At 66.4% G+C, this 18,210-nt stretch carries 17 protein-coding genes; 7 read left to right on the top strand and 10 right to left on the bottom strand.

The window, feature by feature from the left end:
- Window positions 1-673: 673 nt before the first annotated feature.
- The gene (locus LFL96_RS29755; RefSeq protein ID WP_281001476.1) at window positions 674-1,450 is read left to right on the top strand and encodes a DUF4410 domain-containing protein; all 777 of its coding nucleotides are present in this window, start codon (window positions 674-676) and stop codon (window positions 1,448-1,450) included.
- A 77-nt stretch (window positions 1,451-1,527) separates the two neighbouring features.
- Here LFL96_RS29755 and LFL96_RS29750 read toward each other — a convergent pair whose 3' ends face one another.
- From LFL96_RS29750 to LFL96_RS29735, 4 genes are all read right to left on the bottom strand, one after another.
- Window positions 1,528-2,214: a dihydrofolate reductase family protein gene (locus LFL96_RS29750; protein WP_281001475.1), complete on the bottom strand. Its 687-nt coding sequence runs from the start codon at window positions 2,212-2,214 to the stop codon at window positions 1,528-1,530.
- Between the two features lie 123 nt (window positions 2,215-2,337).
- Window positions 2,338-2,898 (bottom strand): DUF2878 domain-containing protein, encoded by a 561-nt coding sequence (locus LFL96_RS29745; RefSeq protein WP_281001474.1) that lies wholly within the window; start codon window positions 2,896-2,898, stop codon window positions 2,338-2,340.
- Window positions 2,895-3,512: an RNA polymerase sigma factor gene (locus tag LFL96_RS29740; RefSeq protein WP_281001473.1), complete on the bottom strand. Its 618-nt coding sequence runs from the start codon at window positions 3,510-3,512 to the stop codon at window positions 2,895-2,897. The genes LFL96_RS29745 and LFL96_RS29740 overlap by 4 nt, the downstream gene beginning before the upstream one ends.
- Before the next feature lie 27 nt (window positions 3,513-3,539).
- Entirely contained in the window at window positions 3,540-4,709 is a 1,170-nt protein-coding gene (locus LFL96_RS29735; protein ID WP_281001472.1) for a MerR family transcriptional regulator, read from the bottom strand.
- Window positions 4,710-5,043: 334 nt separating this feature from the next.
- Between LFL96_RS29735 and LFL96_RS29730 the strand changes: the two genes are divergently transcribed.
- Window positions 5,044-6,051, top strand: a complete 1,008-nt coding sequence (locus LFL96_RS29730) for an FAD-dependent oxidoreductase (protein WP_348638429.1) — start codon at window positions 5,044-5,046, stop codon at window positions 6,049-6,051.
- 116 nt (window positions 6,052-6,167) lie between these two features.
- Here LFL96_RS29730 and LFL96_RS29725 read toward each other — a convergent pair whose 3' ends face one another.
- Window positions 6,168-6,599, bottom strand: a complete 432-nt coding sequence (locus LFL96_RS29725) for a response regulator (protein ID WP_281001471.1) — start codon at window positions 6,597-6,599, stop codon at window positions 6,168-6,170.
- 86 nt (window positions 6,600-6,685) lie between these two features.
- Between LFL96_RS29725 and LFL96_RS29720 the strand changes: the two genes are divergently transcribed.
- The 4 genes from LFL96_RS29720 to LFL96_RS29705 all read left to right on the top strand — a co-directional run bounded on the left by LFL96_RS29720 (window position 6,686) and on the right by LFL96_RS29705 (window position 12,334).
- Entirely contained in the window at window positions 6,686-7,576 is an 891-nt protein-coding gene (locus LFL96_RS29720; protein ID WP_281001470.1) for a LysR family transcriptional regulator, read from the top strand.
- Window positions 7,577-7,670: 94 nt separating this feature from the next.
- Window positions 7,671-9,050 (top strand): MFS transporter, encoded by a 1,380-nt coding sequence (locus tag LFL96_RS29715; RefSeq protein ID WP_281001469.1) that lies wholly within the window; start codon window positions 7,671-7,673, stop codon window positions 9,048-9,050.
- Window positions 9,051-9,054: 4 nt separating this feature from the next.
- Entirely contained in the window at window positions 9,055-9,777 is a 723-nt protein-coding gene (locus LFL96_RS29710; protein WP_281001468.1) for an aldolase, read from the top strand.
- Between the two features lie 295 nt (window positions 9,778-10,072).
- Window positions 10,073-12,334 carry a TonB-dependent siderophore receptor gene (locus LFL96_RS29705; RefSeq protein ID WP_281001467.1) on the top strand — a complete coding sequence of 754 codons (2,262 nt, stop codon included), beginning with the start codon at window positions 10,073-10,075 and terminating at the stop codon, window positions 12,332-12,334.
- 191 nt (window positions 12,335-12,525) lie between these two features.
- Here LFL96_RS29705 and LFL96_RS29700 read toward each other — a convergent pair whose 3' ends face one another.
- Window positions 12,526-14,217, bottom strand: a complete 1,692-nt coding sequence (locus LFL96_RS29700; protein ID WP_281001466.1) for a PepSY-associated TM helix domain-containing protein — start codon at window positions 14,215-14,217, stop codon at window positions 12,526-12,528.
- Window positions 14,218-14,229: 12 nt separating this feature from the next.
- Entirely contained in the window at window positions 14,230-14,493 is a 264-nt protein-coding gene (locus LFL96_RS29695) for a hypothetical protein (RefSeq protein ID WP_281001465.1), read from the bottom strand.
- 3 nt (window positions 14,494-14,496) lie between these two features.
- On the opposite strand from LFL96_RS29695, the gene LFL96_RS29690 reads away from it, so the two are divergent.
- Window positions 14,497-14,769, top strand: coding sequence for a hypothetical protein (locus LFL96_RS29690; RefSeq protein WP_281001464.1), 273 nt, complete (start codon window positions 14,497-14,499; stop codon window positions 14,767-14,769).
- Window positions 14,770-15,011: 242 nt separating this feature from the next.
- Here the strand turns inward: LFL96_RS29690 and LFL96_RS29685 are convergent, their stop codons facing one another.
- The 3 genes from LFL96_RS29685 to LFL96_RS29675 form a co-directional block, all read right to left on the bottom strand.
- The gene (locus tag LFL96_RS29685; protein ID WP_281001463.1) at window positions 15,012-16,163 is read right to left on the bottom strand and encodes a porin; all 1,152 of its coding nucleotides are present in this window, start codon (window positions 16,161-16,163) and stop codon (window positions 15,012-15,014) included.
- A gap of 130 nt (window positions 16,164-16,293) precedes the next feature.
- A complete protein-coding gene (locus tag LFL96_RS29680; RefSeq protein WP_281001462.1) occupies window positions 16,294-17,112 on the bottom strand; it encodes an ABC transporter ATP-binding protein in 819 nt (272 codons plus the stop codon).
- A complete protein-coding gene (locus tag LFL96_RS29675) occupies window positions 17,109-18,179 on the bottom strand; it encodes an iron ABC transporter permease (RefSeq protein WP_281001461.1) in 1,071 nt (356 codons plus the stop codon). The genes LFL96_RS29680 and LFL96_RS29675 overlap by 4 nt, the downstream gene beginning before the upstream one ends.
- Window positions 18,180-18,210 lie beyond the last annotated feature (31 nt).

The raw sequence follows: 18,210 nt of genomic DNA, 5'->3' as shown, positions 1-18,210 counted from the left end.
GCACATCGGGTCAATCATGCGCTATCCGGCTTCAATGCGCCAGCGGAGGCGGCCGCGTGCCGTTGCAAGGTCCGGCAAGTCGTGGCGCGGCGCGCGGTAACGCTGCCGGACGCCAGGTCATCCCGACCGCCCAACTCGATGACAATGCAACGATTTTTCCGGCATCCCTGAAGTGGAAGCGTTGCCGCCAACGCACGACGCGAAGCTGTTCGCGTTGTGCGTTGGCTGTCCCACACAGCCGCGTCACTGCCCACTTTTCATCTTCCGTCAGGTGATTAGGATGGAAGCTCCGAAACGCTGGAGCCTGGTGAAGAATGCGCTACCCGCTCAACATGGCCGTTGCCGCCGCCCTGCTCGTCTTCGTTCTTTGCTGCATCGTCAAGCTCGCCTTGAATTGAACCGGCCTGACGCGGCGCAGGCCATGCATGGCCCTGCCCCGCCGTGTCATGACACACCGCGAAATAATTGTTGAATGGCGTCGCGCGAGCGTGCCACGCATACTTCGTTTCGCTGCCGGTGCGTCGGAAACAGGAAGCAGGAAACGAAAGACGCATGAGATCAAGGGTGTTTCACGTGCGAGTGCGTCTCGCCGGTGATCGACGATCCACGGTTGCCCGATCACCGCACGAGACGTACGAACATCGCGGCACCGTGTGCCGGCCACAGGATCGACATGTTGACCTCACTTCTCTCCCTGAAGAATCACACCACCCGTCTCGCGAGCATCGCGCTCGTCTGCTGCGGCGCGCTGCTGACCGGCTGCGCGAGCGGCCGCATCGACAACGCGAGCACCGCGGACCTGAGCAGCACCCAGGCGCACGTGCGCCCCGACAACATCTACGTGTACACGTTCGACACCGACGCGAACCAGGTCAAGCTCGACGGCGGCATGCTGGAGAAAATGAAAACGCAGATGGAAGGTTCGTCCGCCGCGCAACAGCAGGCCGCCGACGCGCTCGCGGTGCGCGAGCAGGTCGCCGACGAAATCGTCCATCAATTGCAGGCGATGGGCTTGCGTGCGATTCGCGCGGAGGGTCCCGCTCCCACCGATCAGAACGTGCTGCTCGTGCAAGGCAGCGTCGATACGATCGATTCCGGCAATCGCCGTCGTCGTGTGTTGATCGGTCTCGGCGCGGGCAAGAGTCAGGTGAGCAGTTCGGTGCGCATTTTCTACAAGCCGGCGGGCGGCGCGCCGCAACTGGTGCAGCGCTTCACCGCGACGGGCGACAGCGGCAGCGCGCCGGGCATGGTCGAAACGGTTGGCGTGGGCGCGGCGGCCGGGCACATCGCGACATCGGCGGCGGTGGGCGGCGGATTGCACGGCGTGTCGGAAGCGAAGAAGACCGGCGTGTCGGCGGATGCGAAGCGCCTCGGCGACGCGGTCGCGAAACAGATCGGGCAGATCGGCGTGAGCGGCGGCTGGTTGTCGACGGGACAGGTGAAGGGTTAAGGCCTTCGAATACAGATTTCCCTCAGCGTCCGATACGCGGCATGGCGAGCGAAACCCGCTCGCCATGCCGCGTTTTTTTATACCTTCACGGATTTCGTATAGCGCAGCCAGACGCCGTCATGCTGCGTCTTCTCCACCGATGCGAGCTTCAGATACGCCGGCGCCTGCCACTTCTCCATCGCGACTTCGAATGAAGACGGATGCTCGCTGCGTCCATCCACGAGCGGCAGGATCAACACGCTCACTTCGTCGACGAGTCCCGCATTCACGAACGCGCCGCTCACGTGCGAGCCGCCCTCCACGATCAGTTTTTTCACCCCCAGTTCGTGCGCGAGCGTCTGCACGACCTTGCCGAGATCGATGTCGCGTTCACCGCCGAACACGTACGACACGCCGATCGATTGCAGGTACGCGAGGTAATCGTCGGCCACCTGCCCGGTGAGCACTTCGACCACGTGCGATTTCAGCGCCGTATTGCTTTTCCACGCCACACGTCCTTGCGGATCGATCGAGATCGCGTACTGATCCGCGTGCCGCTCGACGAAATGATCGGTGCGCGGCACCGTGCCCTTCGCGAGCCCACGCGGATAGTCGGTACCGTGCGAAATCTCCTGCATGGTCACGCGGCCGCAGATCCAGCCGTCGGCTTCGAAGCTGGCCGCCGTGTCTTCGTACAGGTCCGACGCGAAGTCGAGATGCCAGCCGTCGGTGAGGCTGCGGCCATCGAGCGAGGACATCATGTGAGCGACGATATAGGGTTTCATGCGCAAGGCCTCCGTGCCGGGTCGATGAGAAGACCTGTCAGCAAGGGGCGTTCCGCAGCGCCGATGGACGCCGGAGTGTGCCGGCGTGTGCCGGTGTGTGCCGATTGGTTTCGCGGGGCGACGTTAGCGAGCGCGTGGCGAATCGTGCACGCCGTCCCAATGTCGCGCGAGACGCAATAGCCCGGGCAGCAGCACCGCCCAGCCGAGTCCAAGCGCGATCCACGCCGCCAACGGCTGATCAAAATGCACCGCGCCGAGCGACGCGCCGGCCCGGAACGACAACGGCCCAGCGACCGCACCGAGCAAGGCGGCCAGCAGAAGCCGTGTGCGCAACCACGCGAACACAACATTGAACTGAATGGCGAACAGCGCCCAGAGCGCGCTCATCCAGTACGGCGCGCAGCCTTCGATCAGCGTGCCGCTCGGGTAAGAAAGCAATCCCGAGGCGACCAGCACGCTTTCCCAGACCATGCCGATGCCTACCGTCGCCACGAGTAGCCGCGCTTCGCGACGCGGGCCAGCCACCCGCGTCAGATGCCACGCAACCGCGCAGGCGGCGAACAGCATGCCCAGCCATCCCATGTCGTGCGCGCCGCCCAGCACGCAAACAAACCAGCCGGCCTGGCAGACCACGAAATAGAGTCCCGCCGCCGAAGCGTCGCCGCCGCGCCCGCGTCGACTCACGAAAAACCGCCGCGGGGCGGCACGCGGCGCGGCTCGGTCATCGCACGCAGCGATTCCAGCCCGCGGTTGATCCAGCTTTTGACCGTGCCGATCGGCGCGCCCAGCGTATGGGCGATTTCCGATTGCGACTGGCCGCGAAAATACGCGAGCGCGATCGCTTGCCGCTGCCCCGGCGACAGACGGCCCAGGTAGCCGCTCAAGCGCTCGGCGTCGAGAGCGGTCTGGTGCGATGCATCGCCGTCGCTCGCGGCGTGACGGTCGTCGAGTTCGTCGACGTACACGCCCGCATACGGATTGCGCCGCAAATAGTCGAGCGCCTGGTTCTTCACGATCGTCGACATCCACGTGGACGGCGACGCCTTGGCCGCATCGTACGACCCGGCGAAGCGCCAGATCTTGATGAAGCCCTCCTGCACCACGTCTTCCGCCGATTCGCTGGTGCGCGTCACGCGCACCGCCAGCCCGAACAACGACGGCGCCGACGCGCGGTACAACGCCTCGAACGCCGCCGCGTCGCGCCGTGCAATGCGCGCGATGAGCGCCGCGAAATACGCGTTGCGCTCCTCGCCCGTCGTCGCGCCAGCGTTCACGTCCGTCGAAGCAACTCGTGGCATCCCATCCTCCGGAACGGTACGTGCGCGTTATTCGTCGCCAGCGTGCGGCGCCTGCGGCTGGCGAGGCTGCGAAGGTTCGTGCGCGGAGCCGTGCTGCCCCTGATGCGCGGACTCGTGCCGGGGGTCATGCCGGGGGTCATGCCGGACGTCATGCCGGGAGTCGTGCGAGGCCTCGTGCGCCGAAGAGCGCACCGGTGGCAGCGGCGGCGGTGCGGCGAACCAGCCCTCCTCGCGCGCGACCCGTTCGAGCGCTGCCTCGACCATCGCGCACGCGCGGTTGGTGACATCGCCGAGATAGCGGTGCAGCGCCGCGTCCTGCACCGAGCGCGACGTGCAGGCGTCGCTGTAGCGCTCGAATGCCGACAGCTTCATCACCAGTTCCGCGAGATGGCGCGGACATTCGCACGCAATCGTCGACGAGCGGCTGGCAATCGCCTCCAGTTCGTTGTCGTCGTAGCGGCGGCGCACGCGCGACCAGACGGCGTCGTCGCCGGTGCGCTCCTGGATACGGACGCGCTCGCACAGGTCGCCCAGCATCTGCCGGAACTCCGTGCGGCCGTCGGGCTCGCGGTACAGACGCACGCCGGCCACGCGCAACAGCTCGGCCGCCGGGCCGGTGCCGAAGCCGTAGACCACCGCGATCGCCTTGGCGCGCAGTGCGTCGCCGAGCGCGATGATCTGCGCGGCCACGTCCTCCTGGAGCGAATCGACATCGACGAGCAGCGCGTCGACCGGTTCGTCCTGGTCGGCGGCATGGCTCGCGGCTTCCGGCAGATTCGCGAACGCGGCCAGCGCTTTCACGCCATAACGGCGCACATCCAGGCCAGAGCCCTGCAGGCGCTGCGCGAGCGTGCCGCCCACCAGACCGAGCGTCAGATCGATCTCGCCGATCCCGAAATCCGCCGAACCGTCGCCATCGCGGTTATTACGGGCGGCAAGAAACTGCAATTGCTCGCGATCGAGCCGCGCGATCGCGCCGATCGCATGGCCGCGGCTCACCAGCAGCTTGATCAAAGTGAGACGCCTGACGTCGTCTTCCGTGTAGAGCCGCTGTCCCGACGCGGTTTTGGCCGGGCCGATCACGCCGTAGCGGCGCTCCCAGATCCGCAGCGTGGTGACCGGCATTTTGGCCAAACGGGCCGCCTCGCCGCTTTTGTATCCCTGTTGAATAGGAATTGGGTCGTCAGATGTAGTCATTATGAAACTCCAGATGCGTCACTCACCGGTCAATGATAGGCGAACTCTGGACATACCGAAACGACTTCTTGACTCATTTCCGTCATTTGAAACGACATTTTTGATGCGCTATGATTTTTTCAATCCCCTTGTGTTTCGCTCCGAGATGCCGCGCCATGCCCGCGACACCCGCCGCCGCCTTGCCGCACGGGCGTCCGGCGCTCGACGTTCCCGGCGTCGTCGACGCCCCCGCTAGCCGTTTTCGACCGTTTCGTACTCGTTGCGCGCTTCACGTCCCGCGTCGTCGTCGACTGCGCCGGACGTGCGGCGCCTACCCAGCGAGGCAGGCCATATCGTGAATATTGTTGATTCCCGCCCCTATATCGCGGTCGTCGGCGCCGGCATCGCCGGTTTGTCGTGTGCGACGACCCTGCGCTCGGCCGGTTGCCGGCTGCGTCTGTTCGACCGCAGCCGCGGTCCCGCCGGGCGCATGAGCGCGCGGCGCGACGGCGACTGGCAGTGCGACCACGGCGCGCAGTACTTCACCGCACGCGACCGCGCGTTTCGCGCCGAAGTCGCGCGCTGGGAGAAGGCCGGCGCGGCGGCCGCGTGGCCCGCGCGGCTCGCGGTGCTGGACGAGCCGAATCCGGTCGCGCATACCACGCGCATCGAGCGTTTCGTCGGCACGCCGCGCATGAGCGCGCCGGCGCGGCTACTGGCCGAATCGCTGCCGCTCACCACCGGCTGCACGATCGAAAAAGTGCGGTGCGAGGCCCGTGGCTGGCGGCTGTGGTCGACGAAACAAGGCGCGATCGACGAGCATTTCGATGCGGTGGTGCTCGCCATGCCCGCGCCGCAGGTCGCGCCGCTGCTGCGCGCGCCCGCACCGGAACTCGCCGCCATGGCCAGCAGCACGGTGATGCACGCGTGCTGGGCGTTGATGCTGCGCTTCGACAGTCCGCTGCCGCTCGGCTTCGACGCCGCCTTCGTCAATCACGGCCCGTTGCGCTGGATGGCGCGCGACAGCAGCAAACCCGGCCGCGGCGGCCCGGAAACGTGGTTGTTGCATGCACGCGCGGAGTGGAGCGACGCGCATCTCGACACGCCGCCGGAACAGGTGGCGGCGGCCATGCTGGCCGCCTTCGAGCGCTGCGGCGGACGCCGGCCCGCCGCGTGGACCGCGCATCGCTGGCCGCACGCGGACGTGGCGCCGGACGGCGATCCCGCGCCGGGCTACGTGTGGCGCGACGTGGATGGGTTGGGATTGTGCGGCGACTGGCTGAACGGCGGCCGTGTGGAAGGGGCGTGGCTGAGCGGCCGGGCGCTCGGGCACGAGATGCTGCGGGCGTTGCAGTCGATTTAGGTGGCCGGGGCGGGGTTGCGGGGTTGCGGAGCCAGGAAAGCGCAAGTCCCCGGCCCGCTTCGCCGGCAAACGGCGCGGCGAGCGAAGGCCGCGCGCCACCCGCCATCCGCCGCGCGCTACCCCCGCCAGAGATTGCGCATCAACGCGAGCAACACATTGGGGGCCGTGCCTTTTTGACAATAACCGTCGAAGTTATGGCGTGCTTTACCGGTTTCCTTCACGTGATCTTCATCGAGCGACGTGAACGCGACGATCCCCAGACTGTGCGTCGGCAGATAGCGGCGTAGCGCGCTCGCGGTCTCGTAGCCGTCGTGCTCCGGCATCATGATGTCGAGCACGACGACGTCCGGCACCCAGTCCTTCACGCAGCGCAGCGCTTCCGCGCAACCGTTGGCGGAGCGGGCTTCCACGCCTTCGTAGGAGAGGTAGGTGGCGAGCGCCTCGGCGGCGCCGGCGTTATCGTCGACGACCAGCACACGCGGGATTTCGTGCAGAACCCGCACCTCGCGGGCGCTCCACCTTTGACAGGTCGATGGTGTTCGGGGCATGAGTCAACGCTTGCAAAAAAACATGCATGTTCAGCAAGCTGCGTACCATACCCACCATTGCCCTTTTAGAGCCGACCGCCGCGCCCATGAAAACGCTTGCCAGCCGGGACTACCAACTTCGCCTGTTCGTCGCCGTCGCGCGAGCGAATTCGCTGCGCGAAGCCGCCGACATTCTCGGTCTCACGCAGCCCGCGCTCAGCAAGCAGATCCGCGCGCTGGAGGCGGCGCTGGGCGACACGCTGTTCCTGCGCCACGGCCGCGGCATGCAGCTGACGCCCGCCGGCGAGGCGCTGTTTCTGAAGCTCGAACCGCTGTTCGTCTCGCTCGACGCGACCTTCGCGCACGCCGGCCAGGCCGCGCAGTCGCGCGGCAGTCTGCGGATCGCGACCGTGCAGACGCTCGTCGCGTGGTTCATTCCCGCGCTCAGCCGGCAGTTGCTCGCGCGCTATCCCGACCTGCATCTGACGATGCACTGCGACAGTTCGGCGAACGTGGTGGAAAGCGTCGAGCGCGGCAAGGCGGATCTCGGCTTCGTGTACGAGACCGCCGTCGACGGCCCGGAACTGATCACGGAACCGCTGTTCGACGAACGGCTGGCGCTGTACGCGTGCGCCGGTCACGCACAGGACGACGCCGCGCTGGCGAATCTGTCCACCTCGAAGCTGATCCTGCCGCCGCGGCCCTACGCGTTGCGCCGGATCGTCGAACGCGCGCTCGGCTACACGGTGCAGCCGTACATCGAATGCGATTCGCTCGAACTGAGTCTGCGGCTCGTCGCGATCAGCGACGGCGTGACCGTGCTGCCCGACAACCTGCCGCGCGACATGGTCGAGGAGCGCGGCATCCGGCGCGTGCCGCTGGGCGCGATCGCGCCGCGCCGGGTGGTCGCGTTGTCGCGCCGCGCGCGCGGCCCGTCGGGCGGGTTCGACGTGGCGCTGGAGATCGCGAGGCAGATCGGCGCGATAACTCCCGGTTAATCCAGAGTTATTTCTGGGCGCATGGCTCGCGTCAAGCGCGCGGCCAATACTGAGGCCAGTTCGGCAGCCATTCGCCGATCACTGGAGACCGCCCGTGAACGACCCGCTTTCCGCGCTCGACCGCCTCGACGCCCCGCCTCTTACGTCCGCGTCTGCGTCCGCGTCCTCGCCCGCACTCGCGCCCCGCGCGCTATCGCCCCGATACAAGGCCGTGTTGTCGGCCACGGCCGGTTCGATCATCGAAGGTTTCGACTTCATCGCGTACGGCACCGCCGCGGCGCTGGTGTTCAACCGGCAGTTCTTTCCGAACCTCGATCCGACCAGCGCCACGCTCGCGTCGTTCGGCGCGTTCGCCACGGGACTGTTCGCGCGGCCGCTCGGCGCGATGCTGTTCGGTCACTTCGGCGACCGGCTCGGCCGCAAGTCGATGCTGACGCTGTCGCTGTTTCTGATGGGCCTGTCGACCATCGCGATCGGCCTGATTCCGAACTACGCGCAGATCGGCGTGGGCTCGGCGGTGCTGCTCGTCGTCTTGCGGATTCTGCAAGGTGTCGCGCTCGGCGGCGAGATGGGCGGCGCCGTGCTGATGGCCGTGGAACACGCGCCGGCGAGCCGCGCGGGCCTGTTCGGCAGCCTGCCGCAAATCGGCCCGCCGATCGGTCTGCTGCTGTCGACATTCGCGTTCAGCCTGCTCACCCGCCTGCCCGAGGCCGCGTTTCAGAGCTGGGGATGGCGCGTGCCGTTTCTCGCCAGCGTCGTGCTGGTGCTGCTCGGCGCGTTCGTGCGGCGCAGCGTCGGCGAATCGCCTGCATTCGAGAAGGCCGCGCGCGCCCGCCAGACCGCCGAGGTGCCGCTGTGGCAACTGCTGAGCCGGCACAAGAAAGCGCTGCTGCTGGCGATCGGCGCGAAGCTCCCCGAAGTCACGCTGTACTACGTGCTGACCGTGTTTCTGGTGGCCTATGCGTCGACCCGGCTGGGCTTCGGCCGCGCCGCCGTGTTGCAGGCGGTGATGCTGGGCGCGGCCTTGCAGATCGTCACCTTGCCGCTGTTCGGCTACCTCGCCGACCGCATCGGCGTGCGTCGTTTCTACGGCGGCGGCGCGCTCGTCATGGCGGTGTGCGTGGTGCCGCTGCTGCGCTGGATCGACGGCGGCAGCCTCGTTGCGTTGCAGGTGGCGGTGGCGATCGCGCTGGGCATCAACTACCCGCTGCTGTTCGCGCCGCAATCGGCGCTGTTCGCCGCGCAGTTTCCCGTCGCCGTGCGCTTTTCCGGCATTTCGATCGGCATTCAGTTCGCTGCGGCGCTCGGCGGCGGCCTCGCGCCGATCGTCGCGACCGCGCTCGTCACACGTTTCCATAGTCTGCAAGCGATCGCGCTCTACGTCGGCGCGCTCGCGTTGCTGGCCGCGCTGTGCGCACGTCTGATGCAGAACGTGCGCGCCGCGCCGGCAGCGCCCAACGCTCAAGGAGAATGACCCCATGAAACAGCGTGCCACCGTCACCGACATCGGCACGAGCGAGTCCCGCGATCCGCTCGACACGCTCGCCGACGCCTGCCGCATCCTTCACGCGCAAGGCCACATGGCCAGCCTCGCCGGCCAGATCACCTGGCGCGACACGGCCGGGCGCGGCTACTGGACGCCCGCGCTCGCGACCCACTTCGCCCGCGCGTCGGCTGCGTCGATGCTGCTCGTCGACGACGAACTTCACGTGCTGGAAGGCAACGGCCGGCCGAATCCGGCGGTCCGGTTTCATGCGTGGGTGTACCGGCATCGGCCGGACGTGCGCGCGATCGTGCATACGCATCCGCGTCACGTCAGCGCGCTGTCGATGCTCGGCGTGCCGCTGCCCGTCGCGCACATGGACGCCTGCATGTTCCACGACGACTGCGGCTTTCTCGCGCAATGGCCCGGCGTGCCGATCGACGACGAGGAGGGCCGCATCATCACCGAGGCGCTGGGCTCGCGCCGCTCCGCGTTGCTCGTCAATCACGGCTACATCTGCGCGTGCGCGTCGGTCGAGGAAAGCGTGTACATGGCCGTGTCGATGGAAAGCGCCGCCGAAATGGCCTTGCTGGCGATGAGCGCCGGGACGATCCAGCCGGTGCGCGCCGATCTCGCGCAAGCGGCGCACGACTTTCTGCTGCAACCGTCGATCGTGAAGGCGACGTTTGCGTATTGGCGGGAGTTGGCCGGCGTTTAAGAACAAGTTGGTGTGAGTAGACGGCCCGCGCAGGCTTTCTGGCCAGAATCAAAACACGACGACGGCGGCCCGGAGGTGCCGCCGTCGTTGTCACCGCGACACGACGTGATGCGAAATCCATTTTTTCAAATACAAATCATTCGCATTTGCACTACAATCCGCGAGAACAAAAGTTCCACGCCTGCACAGATGCTCCAGACAAGCCCTTTCAGCACGCGCCGGAACGACAGAAAAATGCCGCCCGGATTCCAAGTGCGCCCCGGGACGGAACCTCGACGACCACGCTCACTTTTTCATGCCCGCTTCCCGTTTGCACACGCCGCAGGCCGCGCCTGCGAAAACCCAAACCGCCGTTCATCGTGCCGCCATCCTGACCGCCATCGCCGTTGCGTTCGGCGCGCCGGCGCTGGCGTCGGCGCAGGCCTCGTCAGCGACGCCCGCTGATACGAGCCAGTCCACGACATCGCCCGCATCGACCCACTCGGGCGGCACGACCGCCGCGCCCGGCAGCACCCTGCCCACCGTCAAGGTCCAGGCCGCGAAGGACGCGTTGCCCGGCGACCTCGCCCCGACCTTCGGCGGCGGTCAGGTGGCGCGCGGCGCCGACTTCGGCGTGCTCGGCCAGCAGAAGAATCTCGACATGCCGTTCAGCATGACGACCTACACGTCGAAGCTGATCGAAGACCAGCAGGCCCGTACGATCGGCGACGTGCTCTCCAACGACCCGGCGGTGCGCGTCGCGAACGGCTTCGGCAACTTCTCGCAGGTCTACGTGATTCGCGGCTTCCAGTTGCAGGGCGACGACGTGTCGCTGAACGGCCTGTACGGCATCACGCCGCGCCAGCTGGTGGCGACCGACGCGCTCGAACGCGTCGATCTGTTCAAGGGCGCGAACGCGTTCCTGGGCGGCGCATCGCCGAACGGCTCGGCGGTGGGCGGCGGCCTGAACCTGCAGCTCAAGCGTGCCGACGACAAGCCGCTGACCCGCGTCACGCTGGAAAGCAGCGGCTCGGGCGAGATCGGCGCGCACGTCGACGTGGGCCGCCGCTTCGGCAGCGAGGACCAGTTCGGGATTCGCGTGAATCAGGCGAACCGCGACGGCGAGACCTCGGTCGACGGCGAACACCGGCGCGACAACACCACCGCCGTGTCGCTCGACTGGCGCGGCGACAAGGTACGCCTGTACGGCGATTTCCTGTATCAGCGGCAACGCGTCGACGACGGCCGTCCAACGGTCAACGTCAACGGCGATTTCATACCGGCCGCGCCGTCGGCCACGTACAACTACGCGCAGACCTGGAGCTACAGCTCGCTCGAAGACACGGTCGGCATCCTGCGCGCGGAATACGACTTCCTGCCGGGCTGGACCGCGTATGTCGCGGGCGGCGCGCGTCATACCGACGAGCACGGCGAATACGCGTCGCCGACGATCGGCAATACCGGCACGACCTCGTCGCGACTCGGCGTGCCGCACCAGGAAGACGCGACCTCCGCCGAAACCGGCGTACGCGGCCGCTTCAACACTGGTCCGGTGTCGCACTTCGTGACGGCGGGCGCGTCGATCGTACGGGTCGATTCGCAATCGGCCTTTACGTTCAGCGGTTCGTTCAACACCGACCTGTACAACACGCCGCAGGTACCGTTGCCCGCCACGATCGGTTCGGGCGGCAATCTCGCCGATCCGCAGACTGTCGCGCTGTCGCTGATGCGCAGTATCGCGGTGTCGGACACGCTCGGCTTCCTGAACGACCGCGTGCTGTTCACGATCGGCGCGCGTCATCAGTCCTTGCATTCGAACGCGTTCGACTACACCGGCAAGCAGACCGAGGCCTACAACGATTCGATCACGACGCCGCTGTTCGGCCTCGTCGTCAAGCCGTGGGAGAACGTGTCGTTGTTCGCGAACCGCAGCGAGGCGTTGACGATCGGCTCGCAGGCGCCGAACACCGCGCTGAACTTCGGCGCGCTGTTGCCGCCGGAGCGCTCGAAGCAATACGAGATCGGCGCGAAATACGACAACGGGCATTACGGCGCGTCGCTGGCCGCGTTCCAGATCGAGAAGCCGTCGACCTTCACGAACGGCGCGGGCTTCTTCGTCGCGGACGGCAATGAGCGGCATCGCGGCGTCGAAGCGTCGGTGTTCGGCGAGCCGTACAAGGGCGTGCGCGTGATCGCGGGCGCGACCTACATCAACGCACAGCAGCTCGACACGGCCGGCGGCGCGACCGACGGCAAGCGTCCGATCGGCGTGCCGAGCTTCATGTTCAACCTCGGCGCGGAATACGACGTGCCGATGCTGAACGGTCTGACGCTGACCGCGCGCTGGACGCATACGGGTCCGCAATATCTGAACGCGACCAACACGTTGTCGATTCCGACATGGGACACGTTCGATCTCGGCGCGCGCTATGCGGCGGTGGTGTTCGGCAAACCGACGACCTTCCGCGCGAGTGTGCTGAACGTGGCGAACAAGGCGTACTGGGCATCGACGACGGGCGGGTATCTGACGCAAGGTGCGCCGCGTACGTTCCTGCTGTCGGTGACGACGGATTTTTAAGCGGTAGGGAAAGACGCGAGTCGTGCTTTGAGACGGCGTCGCGTCGAGGATAAAAAAACGCTGCCGGGTGTCATGCCCGGCAGCGTTTTTTGTTGGGTGCGTTGCTGTGTTCTTGCGTTGCTGTGTTCTTGCATTGCTGCGTTTCTGCATTATCGCGTTGCTGCAATGAAGCGTTATCGCGCTTCGGTCCGTCAGCGCCCCTGCTGCTGCGCTTCCACTACCGCCTCCCGTTCTGCTTCGACACGCGCTCCCGCCCCCAGCGACCACACGCTATCCACACGTTCCGAGCGAACCCGCGCCCGCGTCGCGCGCCACATCCACGCGAAACACAGCACGCCTAACGTCGCGCCGATATCGACACCGAGCGGTCCCGCATCGGCGGAAAACCACAATCCGCTCGATGGCGCGAGCCATCCAATCGCACTCGCCAATGGAATCGCGGCGGTGGACACCATCGCCAGCACCAGCAGGTCCAGCGACCCGCGCGCGGCGCCACGCAGGAACGCCCATCCGATCGACGCGACCAGCACCGTGTAGAAGATGCCGACGTGCCACGCAGTCAGATTGCCCACGTGAGCGGCCAGCCACTTCGCCGCCGCGAGCGTCGCCGAGATGCCGCAGATGCAGCCGAGCGTCACGCCCACCGTGAGCGACGCCATGAAGAACGTCGAACGCCGCTGCGTGAGCAGCACGCCATCGCGCCGCATCGCCTTGCGCCGGCTCTCGATCCACAGCAGGTTGCCCGAATAGAACAGAAACGCGCCCGCGAGCCCGAGCGCGAAATAACCCCATCGCACCGGCGCACCGCCATAGCTGCCGAAGTGCAGCGCGTAGAACGCGCTCGTCGAGGCCGACCAGTTGTTGCCGTTGCCTTCGCCCGGCAGGAATTGCGCGTTGAAAAACGCGCCGCTGTACGGGTCCATCAACGCAAAGCCACCGTCGCGCGCGAGATAGCGCTCGTCGTCGCCGCCGACGAACACCGTCGCATCGGCTTCGCCCGCGCGACGATAACGCAGTGCCGTCGGCACGAAATGCGGCGCACGTTCGCGGACTCTTGCGAGCAGTTGCGTGGGCGGCAATAGCGTGGGCGTGGACGCACCGTGCGCGCCCGCCGATCCCTTCGCGAAGAACGGGTTCTGCGCGACCATCATCGGTTGCAACGTGCCTTGATAAATCAGTTTGTCCTGTATGTTGAAGATGGTGTCGCCCAATCCGAAAGCGACCACCGACAACGCCATCACCAGATGAAACGGCAAGCTCAGTATGCCGACCACGTTGTGCGCATCCAGCCACATCCGTTTCAGATTTTTGCCGATACGCAGCGCGAACAGATCCTTCACCAGCGTCGGCAATAGCACGATCACGCCGGACACCAGTGCGAGTCCGTACAGCAGCGACACCACGCCCATCACGGCGACGCCGAATTCGTAACCGCCCGGCACGCCGCCCGTCATATGCAATCCGTCGATCAGACGCGCGGCGTCCGACGGACGGCCTGGCATCGCGTGCAGCGCGCCGCTGCCGTCGAGCCACGCGTACCAGCGTTGCCCCGCCGCCGGCTGCCAGTACAGACGCACGTGGCCGGCATCGACGATGGAGAGGGTGAACAACTTGCGCGCCGCCGGATACGCAGCGAGCGTGCGATCGATCAACGCATCCGCATGGTCGAGCGGCACGCCCGGCGAGGCGGCGATCGCGGGCGGCGTCGCCCATTCGTTCAGCGAGTCCTTGAACATGGTGATCGCGCCCGCGTAGAACGCGATGAAAAGCAGCAGACCGGCGAGAATGCCGGTCCACGTATGAACGGATTTATAGACGCGAAGAATGTCGCTGCGCATGCTGAACGGAAAATGAAGCGAGCGGCGCGCCGCTCGCGGGGTCAACGGCCTGCGCCCTCAAACCGGCCAGCGCTGGCACACCAGCACCAACGCAAACGCCGCCGCGTTCGCGACCGCGAGCCAGACGAACGCGCGCGCGGCGCCACGAAACAGAAACGCCGCCGAGACCACCGCGATCCACAGCGGCGGCACCAGCCACATCACCACATGGAATTTGCTCGCCGCCGTCAGACCGCCTGGCGACAGGCGCGCGAGCAGTGCGCTCGCCGCGATCGCCAGACCGAATCCGCCGAGCACGCCGGCGACGCATTTCAGCAGCAACCCGTGTTCGATCGAACCGGCCGCGTGCCGTGCATTCAGCGCGCGCGTCATCGCACGACGCGCCGGTTGCGCCCGCGCTCGATCAACGCGCCGATGAACGGACAAGCGGTCAGGCTCGCCATCAACGTCGTCACGACGATGGACAAGGAAGTCGCCGCCGGCATCGCGCCAGCCGCATACACGACCGACGACGCGACGCACACCGCCGCCGCCATGCGGGCGGGACGCGCGGGTAACGGCCGGCGCAACCAGCGCTGGCTGGGCGCGCTGCAGTAGAAAAACAACGCGCCGGCACAGGCCAGCGTGGCGATGAAGACATTACCCATGATGCGACGAAGCGGCGTCCGAGGTCAGAGCTTGTTAATGAGAATGATTATCATACACGCCCGGTCGGTTTTTCGTCGTGACACCCTCACGCCGGCGCTCGTCGCGATCGTCCCGCACGGGGTCGGCGACGAGCGTCGAATCCAACGCCTTAGCGTCAAGTCTCAGTCCTCAGTCCTCAGTCTTGGCGAGTGTCAGAACTTATGCCGCATGCCGGCCGCCACGACCACCTGCTGATTCGTCGACGACGCGCCTTGCCCGCTGATATCCGCCGTCAAACCCGAGCCGTCCGCGCTGATGCGCTCGTAGCTGCCCTGCAGATAGACATCGGTGCGTTTGGACAGTGCATATTCCGCTTGCAACGACACTTCGTGCCACTTCGGATGATGGCCGCCGCTCACGTTCGATATCGCGCCGGACGTGTACGTGTATTCGCCGTTCAGACTCAGCGCCGCGGTCAATGCATAGCTCGCGTTCGCTTCGTAATTGCTGAAACTCGCGCCCTGGCCGTTCTGCACGAGGCCGAGACTGTTCGCGCCGTTGATGGTCGCGAGGCCGCCGAGTTGCGTGCGCGTCCACACGAAACCGAAAAGCGCCGCGCCGAGCGTGTAATTCACGCCCGCGCCGTACGTGCGCTGACGCGCGGCGACGAAAGTGCGATCGGTCAGCGTCAATGCGCCGTTCGTGTTGGCGCTGCCGCCGTTGTTCGCTTGCAGATAACCCGCGCCGAAACTCAACGGTCCCGTGTCGTATGACGCACCGAAGCTATACAGACGGTTGTCGTCGAAACCGTCGGCCTCGTTGGAAAAACCGTACAGTGCGCCGAAGCGCAGGCCCGAATAATTGTTGCTCGCGAACTTCAGCGAGTTGTTCACGCGAAACGAGTTGTTCAGGTTGTCGTTGTCGTAAGGATGCGCGGCGAGATTGTTGCCGCCGGGATGATGTCCGGTGAAGCTGAGCGGCGCCAGATAGTCGACCACCGAATCGTATTGCCGGCCGAGCGTGAAGGTGCCGAAACGGTTATCCGTCAGTCCGGTGTACGCCTGGTAGCCGAACATCCGGCCACCTTGACGCAGCGATCCGTTCATCACGCTGAAGCCGCTTTCGAGCTGGAAGATCGCGGCTGTGCCGCCGCCCAGATCTTCGCGGCCGCGCACGCTCCAGTGACTGCCGGTCACATTGCCGCTGCCGGCCTGGACGTTGTCGTGACCGTTCTGATTGCTCACGTAAGAAAGTCCCGCATCGATGATGCCGGACAGCGTGACGCTCGACTGCGCGTGCGCCGTGGGCGCGTGCATCGCGCCGTACCCTGCCGCGCATGCCGCCACTACGAGAACCTTTTTCATTGTTTTCCCCTGGTCTGTCTGTCGATTGAGTTGAAGCGCCGCGAGCGCGCGTGACGAGGCGATGTCCTGTGCGAGGACATCGTTCGAAACAGAGCTGACGGCGAAATGAAACGGAACGGCCGCGTGCTGCTCAGCGACCGGCGACGTCCATGCGATCGGCGAGACCGTCGATCAGCACTTGATGGTGTCCGCGCGAGCACGGCTCGATCCGCGCGACGACACCGAATACCTCGGCAAGACTGGCCGTCGTGACGACGTCCGCCGGCGCCCCGAAGCGCACGATGCGGCCGCCGTTCAGCAGCATCGCGCGATCGCACGCGCGCACCGCGACGTTGATGTCGTGCAGCACGACGACCGTCACGATGCCGCGCTCGCGCGTAATGTCGCGCAGCACCTGCATCACGTGGAACTGGTGGTTCAGATCGAGCGCCGACAGCGGCTCGTCGAGCAGGAGCACCTGCGGGTCGCGTACCAGCGCCTGCGCGATGCCGACCAGTTGACGCTGGCCGCCGGACAGTTCGTCGAGCGAGCGCGTCGCGAATGCGTCGATGCCGAGGCGTTGCAGCACCGCATGCGAATGCGCGATGTCGTCCGCGCGATGCGCGCCGCGCGCGTGCCACGTCGCCGGGCGTGTCGCGCGGCACGCGACCAGCACCGATTCGAGCACCTGCAATCGCACGCCCGCGGGCAGCGCTTGCGGCAGATAGACGACGCTATGCGAGCGCGCGCTCGCCGCCGTTAGCGCGAGCGTTTCGCCATCGAGCGATAGCGCGCCGCTGCTGGCTCGCGTGAGACCCGCCAGCGTGCGCAGCAGCGTCGACTTGCCGCTACCGTTCGGGCCGAGCAAGGCGGTGATCTGCCCACGCGGCAGAGGTCCGGCTTCGAGCGCGGTCAATACGCGACGGCGCCCATAGTCGACGCTGAGATCGTGAATATGCAGACCGTTCATCCGAGTTGCCCCTGCGAACGCACGACGATGCCGAGAAACAGCGGAATGCCCACCAGCGCCGTGACGATGCCGACCGGAATCAGCACGCCCGGAATGATCAGCTTCGATGCGATCGACGCCAGCGACAGCATCAACGCGCCCAGCAACGCACTACCCGGCAGATAGAAACGGTGATCCTCGCCGAACAGCGTGCGCGCGATATGCGGCGCAATCAGCCCGACGAAGCCGATCGTCCCGACGAACGACACCGCTAGCGCCGACAGCACCGACACGCGCAGCAGCGTGCCGAGCCGCAAGCGTCGCACGTCGATGCCGAAGCTTGCCGCGCGATCCTCGCCGAGACGCAATGCGGTCAGCGTCCAGGCGTTGCGCATCGACAGCGGCAACGCCAGCGCGAGCGCCGCGCTCAGCACCGCGATCTTCGTCCAGTCGGCGCGCGCGAGCGATCCGAGTGTCCAGAACACCAGCCCTTGCAACGCGTCCGCCGACGCGATGAATTGCATCAGCGACACCAGCGCATGAAACGCGAACACGAGCGCGATGCCCATCAACACGACGCCGGCCGTGCTCATGCCGCGCCAGCGCGCGACGCCGTCGAGCAACAGCGCGGACAGCAACGCGAACACGAAGGCATTGGCGGACACGATCCACGTTTGCGACACGCCGGGAATCGCGACGTCGAGCACGATCGCGAGCGACGCGCCGAACGCCGCGGCGGCCGACACGCCGAGCGTGTAGGGACTCGCGAGCGGATTGTTGAGGATGGTCTGCATTTCCGCGCCCGACAATCCGAGCGACGCGCCGACGATCAGCGCCATCACCGCGTACGGCAAACGGATCTGCCATACGATCACGCTCGTCGCCGGATCGGCTGACGACGGTTGGAACACCGTGCGCAGCAGTGTCGCGATCGGCAGACCCGACGGACCGGAGCGCAGATCGAACAGCAGCGCGCAGACGATCAGCGCGCCAAGCGCGAGTAGCGCGATGACGCGGCGGCGTGTGAGACGGCGATAACGTTGCACGCTCGCGCCGTGCGCGAACGCGTGATTCTGAAGCGTGGACATCGAAACGGTCTCTGCGTGACGGGGCGATGAA

Origin of the sequence: Paraburkholderia sp. D15, from assembly GCF_029910215.1 — a bacterium.
Classification (GTDB): domain Bacteria; phylum Pseudomonadota; class Gammaproteobacteria; order Burkholderiales; family Burkholderiaceae; genus Paraburkholderia.
Note: the sequence above shows the minus strand (reverse complement) of the source record. Positions and strands in the feature narration are given on the sequence as shown.